This window comes from Anaerovirgula multivorans, assembly GCF_900188145.1.
In the GTDB taxonomy this organism is placed as follows: domain Bacteria; phylum Bacillota; class Clostridia; order Peptostreptococcales; family Natronincolaceae; genus Anaerovirgula; species Anaerovirgula multivorans.
In genome coordinates, this window is the sequence record NZ_FZOJ01000054.1 from 1 (window position 1) to 18,438 (window position 18,438).

At 33.3% G+C, this 18,438-nt stretch carries 12 protein-coding genes; all 12 read left to right on the forward strand.

Annotated features, from left to right (window positions below):
• The first annotated feature begins 101 nt into the window (after positions 1 to 101).
• The 12 genes from CHB72_RS24300 (at position 102) to CHB72_RS24350 (ending at position 18,347) form a co-directional block, all read left to right on the forward strand.
• On the forward strand, positions 102 to 1,925 hold the full coding sequence (locus CHB72_RS24300; RefSeq protein ID WP_089285458.1) for a VirB4 family type IV secretion system protein: 1,824 nt from the start codon (positions 102 to 104) through the stop codon (positions 1,923 to 1,925).
• A 4-nt stretch (positions 1,926 to 1,929) separates the two neighbouring features.
• Positions 1,930 to 2,106, forward strand: coding sequence for a hypothetical protein (locus CHB72_RS26905; protein ID WP_176431593.1), 177 nt, complete (start codon positions 1,930 to 1,932; stop codon positions 2,104 to 2,106).
• On the forward strand, positions 2,084 to 3,106 hold the full coding sequence (locus CHB72_RS24305) for a hypothetical protein (RefSeq protein WP_089285459.1): 1,023 nt from the start codon (positions 2,084 to 2,086) through the stop codon (positions 3,104 to 3,106). The genes CHB72_RS26905 and CHB72_RS24305 overlap by 23 nt, the downstream gene beginning before the upstream one ends.
• Before the next feature lies 1 nt (position 3,107).
• Positions 3,108 to 3,629, forward strand: coding sequence for a helix-turn-helix domain-containing protein (locus CHB72_RS24310; protein ID WP_089285460.1), 522 nt, complete (start codon positions 3,108 to 3,110; stop codon positions 3,627 to 3,629).
• Between the two features lie 240 nt (positions 3,630 to 3,869).
• Positions 3,870 to 4,112 (forward strand): TIGR04540 family protein, encoded by a 243-nt coding sequence (locus CHB72_RS24315; protein WP_089285461.1) that lies wholly within the window; start codon positions 3,870 to 3,872, stop codon positions 4,110 to 4,112.
• A gap of 1 nt (position 4,113) precedes the next feature.
• Positions 4,114 to 4,560, forward strand: a complete 447-nt coding sequence (gene brxF / locus CHB72_RS24320; RefSeq protein WP_089285462.1) for a BREX-3 system P-loop-containing protein BrxF — start codon at positions 4,114 to 4,116, stop codon at positions 4,558 to 4,560.
• Positions 4,561 to 4,573: 13 nt separating this feature from the next.
• Positions 4,574 to 8,311: a DUF6079 family protein gene (locus tag CHB72_RS24325; RefSeq protein WP_089285463.1), complete on the forward strand. Its 3,738-nt coding sequence runs from the start codon at positions 4,574 to 4,576 to the stop codon at positions 8,309 to 8,311.
• Positions 8,301 to 10,868: a DNA methyltransferase gene (locus CHB72_RS24330; RefSeq protein ID WP_089285464.1), complete on the forward strand. Its 2,568-nt coding sequence runs from the start codon at positions 8,301 to 8,303 to the stop codon at positions 10,866 to 10,868. Before CHB72_RS24325 ends, CHB72_RS24330 begins: the two co-directional genes overlap by 11 nt.
• A 20-nt stretch (positions 10,869 to 10,888) precedes the next feature.
• Positions 10,889 to 13,549: a DEAD/DEAH box helicase gene (locus tag CHB72_RS24335; protein ID WP_089285465.1), complete on the forward strand. Its 2,661-nt coding sequence runs from the start codon at positions 10,889 to 10,891 to the stop codon at positions 13,547 to 13,549.
• A gap of 2 nt (positions 13,550 to 13,551) precedes the next feature.
• The gene (locus CHB72_RS24340) at positions 13,552 to 15,021 is read left to right on the forward strand and encodes a PglZ domain-containing protein (protein WP_207652642.1); all 1,470 of its coding nucleotides are present in this window, start codon (positions 13,552 to 13,554) and stop codon (positions 15,019 to 15,021) included.
• Positions 15,014 to 15,724 carry a hypothetical protein gene (locus CHB72_RS24345; protein WP_089285467.1) on the forward strand — a complete coding sequence of 237 codons (711 nt, stop codon included), beginning with the start codon at positions 15,014 to 15,016 and terminating at the stop codon, positions 15,722 to 15,724. Before CHB72_RS24340 ends, CHB72_RS24345 begins: the two co-directional genes overlap by 8 nt.
• Positions 15,725 to 15,755: 31 nt before the next feature.
• Positions 15,756 to 18,347, forward strand: coding sequence for a hypothetical protein (locus CHB72_RS24350; protein ID WP_089285468.1), 2,592 nt, complete (start codon positions 15,756 to 15,758; stop codon positions 18,345 to 18,347).
• The last annotated feature ends 91 nt before the right edge of the window (positions 18,348 to 18,438 follow it).

The window sequence follows — 18,438 nt, forward strand, 5'->3', positions numbered from 1 at the left end:
CACAAAGTAAGCTGTTCGAGTACATATACTCGAACAAAAAATACCGTAGTTTCGGGGCTTATAGCCCCGTGACCACGAGTTTTAGTGAGGAGGAATTTTGAATGAAAAAGTTACAGAATAATCAAACGACGACTAACAACGCCCTACTAAACATTATCACCCCTATAGGCTTAGAAATAAAAAGAAACAGCCTTATAATAGGTGAAAACACAGGAAGAATTTACGGCATCGTTAAATACCCACAAAAAGTAGACTATGGTTGGCTTGCTAAAATCACTAATATCCCTGGAACCGTGGTGAGCATCACCTTTGTTCCCATAGATAATGGGGAGTTTATCTCAGGGGTATCCAAGAGCATTATTCAAAATAGAAGTGCAGCAGAAACAGCGAAAGATCCCCTCGTTAGACAAAGAGCAGAAAGAGCCGCTGTGGATGGTGAAAAAATTATGCTACAAATTGATAGAGAAGGGGAAACGGTAGGCACCATGATTATATCCATCATGGCTATAGCAAGAGAAGAATCAAATTTTCAAAAGATTTGTCGTAAGACCGAAAGTGTGATTGCCACAAACAAGTGCAAGACAAGAATCATGGCTAACTTGCAAGAACAGGCTTTTAAAACAACATCCCCATACTATACCCTCGATGAATCCATTGGTGAAGTGTTAAAACGCGTTATTCCAATGAGTAGTTTTGTCGGGGGTTTTCCTTTTTCATCAAGTGGATATAATGATGGTACAGGCTACTATTTTGGAAGAGATAACACAGGTGGACTTGTGGTTCTTGATCTGTGGAAACGTGGAAATGACAGGACCAATACCAACTTTACCATCATGGGTGTTGCGGGGGTTGGCAAGAGTACCGTCGTTAAACATATTGCACTTTCTGAGTACATGAAAGGTACTAAAATCATTTTTGTCGATCCGGAGTCAGAGTATAAGGAGCTCACAAAAGCATTAAATGGCGACTGGATTAACACTGGTGGCGGTATCAATGGTAAAATCAATCCACTTCAAATTAGACCGACCCCAGTGGATGAAGAAGATCCTTATTACAAGGATGAAGGCAATGGCATGGGAGACATGGCCATTTACATGAAAAATCTTGAGATTTTCTTTAGTCTTTATTTGCCATCATTAACCGATAAACAAAAGGCGATTTTGAAAAATGTGCTTATTGAGCTCTACCATAGCTTTAACATTACATGGGATACTGACATCAATAATCTCACTAATGATGATTTTCCTATTTTCAGTGATTTGCATGAGCTACTTAAGAAAAAGAGTGATGAAGAAAGAAACAAGAAAACACCTAATAATGAATATGAAGAATTGGCGTTGTTGCTTCAAGATATTGCTCTTGGCAGTGACGCTTTTTTATGGAATGGAAAAAGCTCTATAAAGACCAATACAAGATGCATCTGCTTAGATACCCATGATCTTCAAAATACCAGTGACAACATTAAAAGAACACAGTATTTTAATATTTTAACCTGGTGTTGGCAACAAATGAGCAAAGACCGTACAGAGCCGGTACTTTTAATTTGTGATGAAAGTTATTTAATGATTGATCCAAATGTACCTCAATCCTTGGTTTTTCTTAGAAACGTTGAAAAACGAGCAAGAAAGTATGAAGCTGGCATAGCCATCATCTCTCATTCGGTAGTGGACTTTCTAGATCCAAAGATAAAACTTTACGGACAGGCATTATTAGATATACCAGCTTATAAAATCCTTATGGGCTGTGATGGGATGAACCTTATTGAAACGAAAAAGCTATATAATTTAACAGACGCTGAAGAACAATTACTGGCTCAAAAGAAAAGGGGCAATGCCCTTGTGATGATTGGTTCTAAACGATTACATGTGAATTTTCAAATTCCTGATTACAAGTTTAAGTTTATGGGCAAAGCCGGAGGAAGATAGGAGTGTGAGAGCCTTGAAAAAGAAAATGGTCATTGAACTAATCATTTACATTGTCTTGGTCGTAATAGGTGTCATCATGTTATTCGCTTATAAGCCAAGAGAAAGAATCATCATCGTGCCTCAAGATTTTCAGGTAGAGCAGGAAGGGGGAGTGAGAGATGCTTCTATACCTAACGAGTAACGAAAATGTCAATCTGTTCGACTTTCTAGAAAACGAGCATGGCATCATCATTAAGAAATTATCAGGACATTTTTCTATGAAGCAGTTTGTCATTCAAGATATGCGTAGTCTAGAGCATTATAGGTATATGGCTGTTGATGTGAACGCTCTAAAAGATGTAGACACAGAGATTATTGAAGCTGTAAACGCTTTTAAGAAGCTTCATTCATCCAGACTAATCTTTTATATGGAAGACATCAAAAAATACGAACAACTGATCCATGAACTAATAAATACAGGAATATACAATATACTTACCGCATCTGATGTGACCCTGTTAAAAATGGAAATATTGAAGGCAATTAGTAACTTAGGCATTAGCAAGCGTGAGATACAATCAAAGTTTATGAAAGATGAAATAAAAACGAATTATATAAAGGCAAACCGATCATTTATAAAAAAAGAAATCAAAATTGCAGTCACTGGGGTTCAAAATAGAGTTGGGACAACGACAATGGCCATTAATTTGGCCAATTTTTTGTGGTATATTGGCGCGAGGGTTTGTTATGTAGAAGCCAATGAACACCATCATTTAATTAAACTATCAGAATATTATCAGGGTATGAGAGAAAAGGATGGCGTCATTTTTAATAATGGTGTGAAATACTTAAATCTACATTCAGTGTGCCATGATGAATTTGATTTTATCATCTATGATATGGGTGTGGTGAACAACAAGATCATTGCTGCCATTCGAAAGAGTTGTGATGTAGCTATTATTTGTGCAACAGGAAAGCCTTATGAATCAAATGACATTCAAAGTATTGAAAGCTTGCTTGATGAAAAATTGATATACAAAGTATTTTCGCTGGTGGCTGAATTTGATAAGAGCAGGATAAAAAAGCAGGATAGAAGTATTTACTTTTCGAATTATACACCGGATTATTTTGATTCTGAAGTTAATGATGAACTATGGGAAGCAATCATAAAACCATTTGTAAACCGAACTGAGGAGGCCTGAGATGAACAATAAAAGTCTTTTAATAGAAAGGGTATACAAACTTGAATTGACGCAGAGAGCCACGCTTGTGGCTTTTTATCTCATCAATAGAGCAGATCAAGAAAACACCTGTTTTCCAGGGGTTAAAACCATAGCAAATGAATGTCATATGAGCACGAGGACCGTTCAAAGAGCGCTGAATGATTTAGAAGAATCCGGTTTTCTAAAGCGTGAAAGTCGCTTTCATGAGATGGGAGGGCAGAGGTCTAATATGTATTATCTTCAGATTGGTGAAATGAATGATTTAGAAGATGATGAAGATAGAGGAGTAGCATATAGTGAAGCATCCAGCCAAGGAGTTGTTCAGGATGATGAGCTGAATAAAATGGATAATGTAGGGAGTGACAAAACTACGGAGTGTGCCTACAATAGTAAATTTGATTATTTAGAATCAGTGGAGAAAATTGATTTTTCAATCTATATTGGAAATAACGTAGCTAGTTTACCTGTGTCACGGGGGCTGTGTCAACGTGACGGACCTTGAACTATACACTCTAATTAATTGGGGTACTGAAAATAAGTGGTATTAAAATCATAAATAAAAACCCTAGAATAAAAAAGTATGGAGTACGATTAAGGGTACAGTTAGTTTATTATAATGAAAAGTAAAGAAAAGCAGATAGATAATTTTTTAGCAAAACAAACGTTCCTCTTGCAATAATAATAAAGTAAGAATAGAATAATACTTAGATAAAATATGAGTAGGAGTGGAACGAGGTGTGTTATGGAATTTAAAATGTTTTATAAAACTCAAAGAGAGTTGGCAGATGTCATAAATCAAGTCATTGATTTGTATTGGTCGGATGACATCACAGAAACAGAAATGATTGACACAATAAAAAAATTATACACTAATAATTCTACGAAAATGATAAAAGAAGATGATTTTACGACCGTATTAAAACAACAGTGCGGTAAAAGACGATTAGAAGTCGTTCAACGAATCATAGAAATTAAACAGGTGTGAAATGGCAGAAATATATAGTAAATATAATGTTGATTTTGAACGGATTCGCATGAAAAACATACCAGTGATATCGTGTGTTCCGGTTGTAGAATTATGTAAAATTTACAATTTTGAAGAAGTTACAACGGTTGATTTAGGATTAGAATTAAGTTCAACACTAAAAGAAATTTCAATAGATAAAAGGTACGATTCAGTGCAAAAAGGACTGGATAATATTTTTAGGAATTTGAATTCAAATAGTTTGATGGTGGTTAACATTGACATTCTATTTAACCCTAGCTACAAACTTAATGTATTGAAATACTTTATAAATTTAGCCAGGACAAAAATGGTATTGGTCCACTGGCCAGGTGAAATCAAAGGAAATGTATTGCAGTACTCTCAAATAAACTATGCTGATTATGTTAGATATGATCTGCAAGACTACGGGATTGCTTGTATAAAATGAGGAGGATTTACAAATGAGGTATTCAGAAATAATTAATTTTAACCCTATTGAATCTATTATTCAATTAAAAGATGCAAATGACAAAGATAGGGCAAAAGGATTAGTTGAAAGCTATGTTATGTCTGATGAAATGGCTGACAAGTTTGATGCGGGTATTATTAATGAGCTTCAATTTGACGAAGTGGTTGACAACAAAGGTGTCTTAATTGTAGGTAATTATGGTACAGGTAAATCGCATTTAATGTCAGTGATTTCTTCAATTGTTAATAGTGCTGAAAATGTAGATTATCTAAGAAATAAAAAATTTGCAGAACACTCAAAAAGAGTTGCGGGTAAGTTTGAAGTTTTGAGAATAGAAATTGGTTCTGTGAGCAATTCATTGAGAAATATTATTGTGAGCGAATTAGAAAATGATTTAAGCCAGCGTGGTGTCAATTTTTCATTTCCAAGTGCTGATAGCATTACAAATAATAAAGCCGCATTGATGGAAATGATGTCTAAGTTTGAGGAAAAGTATCCTGAAAAAGGATATTTACTTGTAATAGATGAGTTGTTAGATTATTTAAGAACAAGAAAAGAGCATGATTTGATGCTTGATCTAGGATTCCTTAGAGAATTAGGAGAATTTATCAAGAATTCTAGATTCAGGCTTATTTGTGGTATTCAGGAGCAATTATTTGATAATCCTGCATTTTCATTTGTCTCTAAATCTCTAAATCGTGTAAAAGATCGATTTGAACAAGTCATCATTAGAAAAGAAGATACTGCCTATGTTGTTTCTGAGAGAATTCTTGGTAAAACACCCGAACAAAAGGCAAAAGTAAGAGAACATTTATTGCCATTTTGTAGTCTCTATTCAGAAATGTCTGAGCGTATTGATGATTACGTGCTGCTTTTTCCAATCCACCCATCTTATATAGAAATCTTTAATAGAGTTTATATTGCTGAAAAAAGAGAAGTGTTAAAAACCATCTCCTTAACAGTGAAAAGGTTATTAGATCAAGAAGTACCTGAAGAAGCGCCTGGTGTTATCTCTTTTGATTCATATTGGAATTTCATAAAGGATAACTATGCTAGAAAAGCAGAAGCAGAAATAAAAGAAGTCATGGAGAAAAGTGCGGTTTTAGAAGATAAAATTGCAAAAACATTTACCAAAAAAGCATATCAACCTATGGCTCTGCAAATTATCAACGCCCTAAGTGTACATAGATTGACTACAAGTGGCATTGATGTTCGGATCGGATTAACCGTTGAAAATCTAAAAGATGACTTATGTCTTTTTATTCAAAACATGCCTGAAATGGAATCCGAATTTTTAATTTCTATGATTCAAACCGTGCTTAAAGATATCATCACCCTCGTAAGTGGTCAATTCATTGAACATAACCCAGATAATAACCAATACTTTTTGGATCTAAAAAAAGATATTGATTATGATGCGAAAATCGAGCAAAAAGCAGATATGATGGATGATTATGAATTCAATAGATACTATTACAAATTGGTGCATGACGCACTAGAGTGGGATGTAGAATCATGTGTTCCAAATTTTGAAATCTATGAGTATACATTGAATTGGGATACTCACAATGTGTATAGAGAAGGATACCTATTTATGGGATTGCCTTCGGAAAGGTCTACAGCCCAACCGCCTAGAGATTTTTATATTTTCTTCATTCCTCCATATGGTAAAACAACTTATACTGATAGCAAAGAATCTGATGAAGTTTTATTCGAATTTATAAGTGATGATCTCTTTTATTCGGACTTAAGACTTTATTCCGCAGCACAAGAAATGAAGACATTGGCCGCTGACCAAAACACAAAAAATATTTATACCAAAAAGGCAGATGCCTTCAGAAAGAAAATGCAAAAATGGCTTAACGATAATCGAAACACATGCTTTTCTGTTATTTCTAAAGGAAGCAAAAAAACGTTAATTGAAGCCACCGCAGGTAAATCTAGATTGTCATCAGATTTAAAAAGTGCAGTGGATATGGCTTCTTCTATGGCATTGAGTGAAGCCTTTGAAGCGAAGTACCCAGATTTTCCAAAATTCAAGTCCAAAATCACAAGAGAAAATAAAGCGGGTGTTTTAGAACGTGTGATTAAAAGCTTTTCTGGAAAAACAGCAAAAGATGTAACGGATTATTTAGAAAGCTTTGGTCTAATCAAAGAGGATAAAATTGATGTCACCAATTCTAAGTACGCCATGTATATTGCAAAGCAAATGGCAGGACTGTCGCCACAGAGTGTTATCAATCGTTCAGAAATTGTTGAAGAAGTATACGATGTGAGTTTAGATAAAAAGTTTAAAGTAAACTTAGAGTACTTTACGCCTGTGTTTTTAGCGTTGGTTTATACAGGCCATATTACAATAAGCCTTAGAGATGGTACAGTTTTGACTGCATCTAATATGGATATAACAGCAAAATTAGGGGTTATGGATGTATTCGAGTTTAAGTATATTTCCAAACCTAAACAAGCTGCCATAGATGAAATTAAGCGATTGTTTGAAATCATCGGATTGCCAACAGGTATGGCCGTAAATGCAAAAGAACTCCAAAATGGTCTTGATAAAGTACTAGACAAAACATCTGAATGGGCTTCAAAAGCACTTCAAGCAAAACGCGTGTTGAATGATGAATTTAATTTATGGGGGGAACCTCTACTGCCTCAACATTTTGCTAATGAATTTGAAAGTCAAATAAGCATTGTGATAGATGAATTTGGCAATTTTAAAAATAAATACAACACAGTTGCTAAATTAAACAACATGAATTTATCTATGGATAAAATTGAAGATATTGGCAAATGTATAAAAGCAATTCATGTGATTAATGAGTATGAGACACTTAAAAGCCGTTGTGAAACGTTAGTCAATTATATAAGTACTTTTGAGACACTTGAATTACCAATGCAATTTTTTGAAGAGATTGATAAAGCTAAGGATTTATTTAGAGAACAAAGAGATGAAATTAAAAATGGACGCGATGCGGAAGAAGTATCGAGAAACATTTTTAGTAAACTTAATGAAATTAAAAATAAGTACATTGATTTTTATATTGAAAAGCATCAAAAAACGCGATTAAATCATAAATCGGCTGTTCGCTTGGCGTCAATTAAAGATTCAGGTAAGTTGGTTGGTTTAAATCGTTTGAAAAATATTGAGACCGTTTTTTCTTTGGGAAGATTAAATGCCTTTGAGAGAGCATTAAATCAATTAACCATTTGTTATGAATTAGAAATCACAGAACTACAGCAATCACCAATTTGCAAACATTGTAAATTAAAAGATCTTACCCAAGTAACCAATGTCAATGATAAAATGGACGATTTAGAAAATGAATTAGATGAAATTTTCAACGAGTGGGAACAGCTTTTAATTCAATATATTGAAGATCCTATTGTTCTTGAAAATAAGATTTTATTAAGTAAAGAACAACAAGCTATTATAGAGGATTTTCTAATTGAAAAGAAATTGCCAGAAACGATAGATGTAGCTTTTGTTGGCGCATTTAATTTGTTGTTTTCAGAGCTTCACAAAGTAACCATCAAAGTTGAAGACATCACACAAGAATTATTAAAAGTTGGTCCGTCGACTGTAGAGGATTTAAAGAAGAAGATTAATGACATTATAGATGCAAGAATTAAAGGTATGGATATCTCTAAACTTAGAGTCATTATGAAACAAGATGAAGATTCATATACGTATAAGATTGCCGAGGAGGATACAACAGATGAGTATTAAAGACCGTGAGAATACAAAGCTAACCAAAGAAGATATTGATAAGGTTAGACATTTTGAAGGGTTTCCGATTGGGAGCGATGAAGACATCATCGCCCTATCCAACCCACCTTATTATACGGCGTGTCCAAATCCATTTATTGAAGATTTTATAAAAGAATTTGGAAAACCTTATGATGAAGAAACGGATGACTATCATAGCGAACCTTTTGCAATAGATATTAGTGAAGGAAAGTATGCACCTTTATATAAACTACACGCATACCCCACGAAAGTTCCGTATAAAGCAATTATGCACTATATCTTACATTATACAAATCCAGGTGATATTGTATTTGATGGTTTTTGTGGAACTGGTATGACGGGCGTTGCTGCCCAATTATGTGATATGGATAGTTTAGCTGCTACTAGAGAAGGATTTTCAAAAGATGAAATAGAAAAGCTAGGGGAAAGAAAGGTGATACTTTCTGATTTGTCCCCTACAGCAACGTTTATTTCCAGTTGCTATAACCAAAAAAAAGATGTATTGGCAACATACGAAAAAATGCAAGAAATTCTAAATGATTGTGAAAAAAAATATGGATGGATGTATAGTTTCGGTGAAGATAAAATAATCAACTATATTGTATGGTCTAAAAAGAAACTGTGCTCTAACTGTGGCAGTGATTTTAGTGTGTGGGACAGAACCATAATATACGATTTTAATTCGGCAATTGGCAGTGTTGTTAAGGAACCTAAGTGTAGACATTGTGGAATTATTCTTGATATCCCAGCCTGTGAAAATGAAAATAATTTAGTTGATGATAATGGCGAAGTGAGAACAATCCCTAAATATATTCCTGTATTAGTGAATTATAAAAAGAATGGAAAACGATATGAAGAAATCCCTAATGAAGATATCTACATACTAATTGATAAAGTAAATCAGATGCATTTTGAGTATTGGTATCCTCATAATTTAATGATGAATAAAAAAGGCCAATGGGGAGATTATTATCGTGCAGGCTATCATAAAGGCATAAAGTATATTGATGATTTTATGACCAAAAGAACGTTAATTATTTATGGTTATCTATTTGAAAGAATTAAAGAAGAGAAAAATGTATCAATTAGAAATGATCTTATGTTCATTTGTACTGCGTGCTTTAATAGAACAACACGTATGGTTCGTTATATGGCACAACATAAAGAAAAAAATGTAGGACCACTTTCAGGCACTTTGTATATGTCCTCTATTTTTGGAGAAATAAATGTAATTTCTAATATTAGAGATCGATTAGACAAATGGGTAAAAGCTTTCTCAACTAATTCACATTTATTTCAAGTTAATGACAACGTAAGAATTACTACACAATCTACAACAGATTTAAGGCTGCCTGAAAATTCAATTGATTATATTTTTATAGATCCTCCTTTTGGAGATAACCTAATCTATTCAGAATTAAACCATTTAACTGATTCTTGGCTCAAAGTGATAGAAAACATAAAAAACGAAACAATAGTTAGTTATACACAAAATAAAGACAATGAAATTTATAAAAAACTAATGAGAGAAAGCCTATCGAATATGTATAAGGCCCTAAAACCTAGTAGATGGATTACAATAGAGTTTCATAATTCTAAAAATGCTATTTGGAATATAATTCATTCTGCAGTAACATCTTCAGGTTTTATAATTGCAGATGTGAGAACACTTGACAAGAAAAAAGGTACAACAAAACAGATGATTTATACATCTTCAGTGAAGCAAGATTTAGTTATTTCAGCTTATAAACCAAAGGATTATTTCAAGAATGATTTTTTGAAAAATGCTGGCAATGAAAATACAGTTTGGATGTTTATCAGGCAGCACTTAGAAAACTTACCAAGGGTAGTTGTTGTCAATAATTGTGTTGAAGTTATCGCTGAAAGACAAGCTTTTTTATTGTTTGATCGGATGGTTTCATATCATTTAGTAAATAACATTTCTGTCCCATTAGATGCTGCAGATTTTTATCGAGGTCTTGATGAAAAATTCTTGAAACGCGACGGAATGTATTTTCTTCAAGATCAAGTCAATGAATATGATCATGCAAGACTTAAAATGGACGTTGAATTCATGCAAATGGTTTTATTTGTGAATGATGAAAAAACTGCTATCGCGTGGCTTTATCAACAATTGAATACGCCACAAACTTATGCAGAAATTCAGCCGAAATTTATGAAAGAAATTCGATCAATAGAAAAGCACGAATTATTACCGGAATTAGCCGTATTACTGGAGGATAACTTTTTAAAAGATGAGAATGGAAAGTGGTATATCCCTGACACAACAAAAGCAGCAGATGTTATGAAACTTCGAGAGAAAAGACTGGTTAAAGAATTTGAAGAGTATTTAAACAGCAAAGGTAAACTCAAAAAGTTTAGAACGGAAGCTGTGAGAGCTGGTTTCGCAAAACTATGGAAAGAGAAAAATTATAATTTGATTGTAAAAACCGCTGATCGTCTTCCGGATAAGGTTATTCAAGAAGATGACAAATTACTGATGTACTATGATATTAGTTTAAGTAGAGTAGAATAAAAGGATTTGAGGGATTTCATATGTATAAAATTGGTGAATGGTTAAGGAATAAAGACAATGGAGATCGATTACAAGTGCTTGAAGTTTTTGATACTTGGGGTCATATTGCTTATAAAGTCTATAACCCATTAAAAAATTCCATAGAGTTTATTGGTAAAGATGATTTGATAGAATTTGCTGAGGGAAATATCGATGAAAACTATGTAAAGTATAAAATCTACCTTACAAAGCTTTTAAATGAAACATCTCAAGGATTTATCAGCTCATTGACCCATGGGATTATTCCTTTGCCACACCAGTTATACGTATTGAAAAGAGCTTTGTCAGATTCGAAAATAAGATATGTTCTTGCAGATGAAGTTGGACTTGGTAAAACAATAGAAGCAGGATTGATCATACGGGAGTTAAAAGCAAGAGGACTCATAAAGCGTATACTGATTGTTTGTCCAAAAGGTTTAGTATCCCAATGGGACATGGAGATGAAAGAGAAATTTGAAGAGCGTTTTCATGTGATCTTACCTACGGATTATGAGACCATAAAGAAAATCACAGATAAAGATGATGTCTATGGACAGTTTGATCAGGTGATTAGTCCTATGGATTCTATTAAACCTTTAGAAAGACGGGCAGGATGGACAGAAGAAAGAATTCAGCAGTATAACGAAGAGAGAGTATATTCCATAATCAATAGTGGCTGGGACTTGGTGATTATTGATGAAGCACATCGTGTGGCAGGGAGCTCAAGTGAAGTTTCAAGATACAAACTTGGCAACATGTTAAGCCAATCAAGCCCATACATGTTGCTCTTAACAGCGACACCCCATTCCGGAAAAACAGAACCCTTTTTAAGATTACTAGGATTATTAGATAAGGAAGCCTTTCCAAACTTCAAATCTTTGGTTAAGGAACAAGTTACGCGCTATGTTATTCGAACAGAAAAGAGAGAAGCCATTGACAACAAGGGCAACAAGCTTTTTAAAGAAAGAATGACAAAAGTGATTGAAGTAGAGTGGCAAGAAAAGCATAGCAACCAAAAGGCTTTATATGAAAAAGTAACCGAATACGTAAAAAATGGCTATAATCGAGCCGTTAAAGAGAAAAAGCAGTATATTGGTTTTTTAATGGTCTTGATGCAAAGATTAGCAACCAGTAGTACTGCTGCTATAAAAGATAGTATGGTACGAAGAATAGAAATCTTAGAAAACCAGCAAAGTAAAGTGCATAGTTTAACCTTTGATGATTTGGTAGAATCTGATTTTGAAGAAAATATGGATGAAGCTTTGGAAGTGGTGTCTTTAAATCTAAAGAAAGAGTTAGTGGATTTAAAAGAAATCTTGGAAATTGCAAAGCAAGCAGAATACCAGTCTTTAGATGCAAAAGCTGAAATATTACTAGACCACATCGACAAAATTTTTGAAGCTGACGCAGCTATGAAAGTAATTGTTTTTACAGAGTTTGTAGAGACACAAAAGTATTTAAGACTTTTTTTGCATACAAAAGGTTATTCCATTTCTATTCTCAATGGAAGTATGGATATTGAACAGCGTAATGAAGTACTGAAGGAATTTAAAGAAGCTACGAATATATTAATCTCTACAGATGCTGGTGGTGAAGGTTTGAACTTACAGTTTTCAAATATAGTGATTAATTATGATTTGCCGTGGAATCCAATGAAAATAGAACAGAGGATTGGTAGGGTTGATCGTATTGGTCAAAAGAGAGATGTTGTGATTTATAATTTTGTCAACTCAGGAACTGTAGAAAATCGTGTAAGAGCAATTCTAGAAGAAAAGCTTGAAACGATATTGGAAGAAACAGGTGTAAACAAAATGTCTGATGTATTAGATAATGAAATAGCAGAAATGGATTTTACAGAAGTTTATATTCAGTCCATTCAAAATCCCAAATTTATCGAACATCATGCCAATAAACTTGAAGCGGACCTGAAGGAACAAATTAAGTTTCAAAATCAGTACAAAGATATCATGCGAGAAGAAAAGGATTTACAAGAACAGATTTATACGGATAATTATTTTGATTTAGAATCTACATTAGAAAAAATCATAAGTTATTATTCAAAGTGGAAAAATCAAAAACAAGATTATAGAAAATTAAGTCTTAAAGATCCAATAATTGCGGGGCATTTAAGAAGTGACATACAGTGGTGTGAAATGGATAAAGTCCCTATTATCTCAATCAAGGATTTTCCAAACGAAGATGGATATTTTTCACTATGGGAATTGTCTATAAATAATGAAATGCAATACAGACAGTTTATTCCTGTATTTGTTACAAAATCGATGGTTTTAAGACCGATGTCAGGTAAGAGAATTTGGGACGAACTGTTTAAAAACACCATGAATATAGCTGTTGAAGGATCTGATTATATTGAAAATGAAATCTTTGAAAAAATTAAAGAGATTTCCCAAAAATTATCCTTCGATGTTTTCATGGGAATGAAGACTAAGTATGAATCAAAAATCGAAGATGACTTCAGAAAATATAAATATGCTATAGAAATAAGAAAAGAGGCAGCTATTAAAATAGGGATTGATAATATTAGGAACTCAAAATTAAAATCCCTTGACATAGAACAGAGAAAAATTCAAAAAGAGTATGAAAAAAGAAAGAAAGTCATACCTGTTCTAAAACCTGTTTTTATGGCTGAATTGGTGAAATAATGATGTTTTTTAATTTGATGCGTGAAATTTTATCTTTAGAATTTGAGCGATTAATTCTAGTGAAAGACTTTGCAGATATACTTGGCAAGGCAAATCTTGACGCAGAATTAAAGGCTTACGGGTTTCGATTGATTAAATATGAAGATGTTGAAAACTTTCGTTTTATTTTTGAAAGTGAAATTAAAAAAAATCCTAATGAAAAAGTATTTGTTATGGTTAACAAGGAGATCTATGTCCCATATGATATATACAACTATTTTAAGGTTTGTGAACTAAATTATTCTGTCATCTTCCCAAGACTAAACAGCTATGTTTTAGAAAATGCAAAAAAAATAGAATTCGATTTGCTGGCAATAGCTTGTGATGATTTATATCATGACTTAACTTCTGAAGCAGAAACAAAGGATTTTATTGAAAATACAATTTTTGAGTTCCCATATATAAAGACGTATATTGAGCAAATAGATGAAAAAATGATATCTATATTGAGAGATGATATGGATTACAGTGCCTGGTTTAAAATTGCCTACTTAAAGGCAAAAAGAAATATCATGTCAACCAAGTTTGGGGTTAAAAACTCTGAAATTGAAAATAGAGTCTCTAGAAAATTGAATGAATTCATCATGAACCAATTTGGACAATTATCCGGAAAATCCTATTTTAATGGTCCTGTAATCATATCTAAAGTCATGGATTATTTGTTAATGCAAAAGGAAAAGACTGCTATGATTGTAATGGATGGCATGTCAATAAGTGATTGGATGATAATTGAAAAGCATATAGATGTTGAAGCAGATTTGAATTTTATGTATGCCATGGTACCAACGATAACGTCAATTTCTCGTCAGTGTTTGTTGTCGGGATTATTACCTATTGAGCATGAAAAGCCATTTAGTTTAGCCAATGAGAAGAAGCAGTTCACATCGAAAGCAGAAGAAGCATTAAGTGCTCATGAATCCGTTGCTTTTTTTAGAGGATTTGATTTTGATATTGGTTATAAAGATTTTTTTATTTGTACGATTATTAATGAAATTGATGATTTAGTTCATAGTCAGTTACAAGGTCTATCTGGTCACTTTGATGGAATTGAAAGAATGGCAAAGACTAAAAAGTTAGATACACTTATCAAGAGATTGATAAATCAAGGGTTTGAAGTGTTTGTTACTTCAGATCATGGCAATAAGGAAGCGTTAGGTATCGGAAAACCAAAAGGAACAGGGGTAGAAGTCGAAACAAAATCTCAGCGGATGATGATTTTAAAAGATTATGCTTCAAAAGAATCTTTAAAAGAGATGTACCATTTAAGAGAATATCCTGGTTATTATCTACCTAAAGAGTACAATTATTTAATTTGCGAAGATGAAGAGGCACTTGCTTATCAAGGGGATACGATTATGTCTCATGGTGGTATAAGTGTTGAGGAAGTCATTGTTCCCTTTATCAGGGTTAAAGGAGATAAATCAAATGAGTAAACAAGTTGGAATGTCTAGGAATATTACACTAGAATACTTAAATAAAGTGATAGAGCTGATGAATACAGAAGATGATACGAGTCTTATAAAAGAGGCATTACAGGATCATATTTCATTTTATATTCAAGATAAAACCAATATAAATAAGACAGTGAATATTCTAACCAATATTTGGTTGCTAGATACTGATGATAATAAGAGTATTAAAGCATATGCACGTAAGATAGTGACTAAGAGCAGTGAAACAACAAAACTTGTTGCAAATTGGTGTATGATGCTGATATCTTACAGCGTTTTTAAGGATATTGCTTCAACGGTAGGCAAGCTAGATGATATGCAGCTAGAATTGACTTCTAAAGTGATAAAGGAAAAAATGCTGGATTCATGGGGTGAAAGAACAACCTTGGTACATGCCATTCCAAAGAATATAAAGACGATGAAGGATATTAATGTCTTAGAGTCCGTTAAAACCGGAATATATAAATCTAAAAAATATGAAGTGAAAGATTCAGAAGCAGTTATTTTGATTGTGGCTACTTTAATCCATCTAAAAAAGAAACTGTATTTGTCAATTGATGAGTTAACAAGCGATGAAGTAATGTTTCCATTCAAGTACAACATAGATTTAGAAATGCTACAAGAAAGCAAATTGTTTTCCTTTGATAGATTTGGAGGAGAAATGGTAATCAGCTTAATGGGGTAGTTCACCATAAATAAGATGTGGAGGTAAGGATATGCGGCATACGTATAAAGATTTGAGACAAAAGTTTGTTGATAGTTTACGCCAAGACCTTATTGGGCCTTATGATATTGATGAAGAAATTATGGAAAGTCCTACAACAAGCTATATCATGGGGAGACTTTCCCCTGCTAATGACAATTACACCTTTCTTGTGGACAAAGAAGTTGATTTTTCTGAAAATAAAAAAGAAAGTAATGAAGACGATCTCACAGACGAATTAGAAAATGATGACACACTTTATGTGAGTAAAAACAAGCAAAGTTCAGCAGGGATAAAAGTCTTTGTAGCTAATGAAGTAAAGCATATTTCTGCACTATTGAAGTGGGCAGATTACCGACATAACGAAATCGATGAAAAGCATTCTTTTAAAAGATTTCAAAAAGAGTTTACAAGAGAAGTAGATGTATCAAAGAGTAATGTTGCTGGTGAATGTATTGAAAGAGATATTTATTTATCTTGGTTGGTACATAAACTTGATACAGGTTATAAAATGATATCAGTCTACATTGAAAACAGACGTAATCAAGTAAAAGATAATGTTGAAAAACATATTTTCCAAGTGGAATTAGAAATCACAAGTGATGAAGAAGTGTTTGTATCTGAAAATATTGCTTATGGAAAACAGGAAGAAGAGGATTATTTTTATAATAGAAAGCCTATTTTTTCAAGAGGCTATGGTTGTGCTACTGTTTGGAAAGATGTTGTGGGCAATTGCGTAAAAAATATCAAAACTGATTTTTTGCCTGAAAAAGAAATCAATGGGATGGACGCGGATTTAGAAAAATTTAAAGACTATTTTTCAATGCTTGAATTCTCAAAATCAGAAAACAAAGATATGATTATTGATAAACTTCAAAGTATCCTAGGAGACTATGCACTTTGGGTTAGTCGTTTAGAGTCCCATGAATATATGAAGGATGAAGACTATCAATCTGTTGGCAGAGAAAAAATAAACAGATGTTACATGAATTTAGACAGAATGATTGAAGGACTAGAATTGATTCAAAAAGATGAAGAATCTTTTCAGGCTTTTATTTTTATGAATCACGTGATGCACTTGTCGAGAAGTATGGCTAATTTTTCTAAATCCAAGGATGAAGAAAAATGTTTAGAAGATTATATGACAGATCATTCGTTTTGGCGACCATTCCAAATTGGATTTATCTTATTGAATTTTAAGGGGATTGTTAAACCGGATACTTCTGATCGTGAGATTCTAGACCTTTTGTATTTTCCAACAGGTGGTGGTAAGACTGAAGCTTATTTAGGAATTATAGCATTTTTAATGGCTTATAGACGTTTAACGCGTAAAGATTGCGAAGACTACGATAAAGATGGTGGGGTTACTGTAATTGTTAGATACACATTACGCCTTTTAACGACTCAGCAAAGAGACAGAATGCTTAAATTGATTTCGGCTTGTGAAATGATACGCATGAGTAATCCAGAACTTTTGGGGAATAAGGAATATTCAATAGGTTTTTGGGTGGGTAGCAGTGTAACGATTAACCAGTATAAAGATTTAAAAGTGTCGGAATTTAACAAGCAAAATCAAATAGAATTCAAGAAAAAAGGCCTTAAGTCACAAATTTTAAAATGTCCATGTTGTGGAAAGGATTTAGATAAAAAAACTTCCTACGACATTAATGTTGAGGATAGATACTTTAAAATTTACTGTGCATCGGAAAAATGTTTTTTTAATAAAAGATCAATACCAGTGTATTTAATTGATGAAGATATCTACAGCAAAACACCAACCGTTATTATTGGGACAGTAGATAAATTTGCTCGAATTACCTTTGAAGAACGAGTTCATCTTCTATTTGGCAAGAGAAGTGTTGAATGTGAAGAGTGTGGTAATTTTTTATCCACTGATCACGAACTGATTAAAGAATGTTCTTACAGAGGCCATCTTTTAGAGCAAAAGCAAAAATTGGCAAAACCTTTTTATCCGCCAGAATTAATTCTTCAAGATGAATTACATCTCATTACTGGACCGCTGGGAACCATTTATGGAAATTATGAAATGGCAGTAGAAGAGTTATGTAAGGCGACAGTGAATGATAAAGTGATTAAACCTAAATATATAGCGTCAACAGCAACGATAAAGAATGCAGATAGTCAAATAAAAGCATTGTATGCCAGAGAAAATTATAATCAGTTTCCACCTAGTGGACATGATGCAGAAGATTCTTATTTTGCTCGTGAACGTGATTTAGAGACGTTTCCGTTTAGACTTTATTTAGGGGTGAGTTCTCCGTATACATCTATGAAAACGACAATCTTGAGGGTTTACGCAGTACTACTTCAGACAGCAGAGAGGTTTAAAGAAGATCCAATATATAAAAATTATATTGATACGTACTGGACATTGATGGGTTATTACAACAGTAAGAGAGAGCTTGGTGGTGCAGTTCGATTGATTCAGGATGACATTCCTGACAGAACGCTGGTACTTCAAGAAAAAAATAAAGATAAATGGGCTAGAAGATACTTGAATTATGATGAGATCACTTCTAGAAAAGAATCTTGGCAGATACCTCAAGTTTTAGAGAATCTTGAAAAAGAAGTATTTAAAGAGTAAGCGTCAAAATGCCCACACCTTGACAGATATGGGCTTGATCATTAATTTTCAGATGGCACTTTGCAGGATTGAGGTATGGATTCTGACCAAG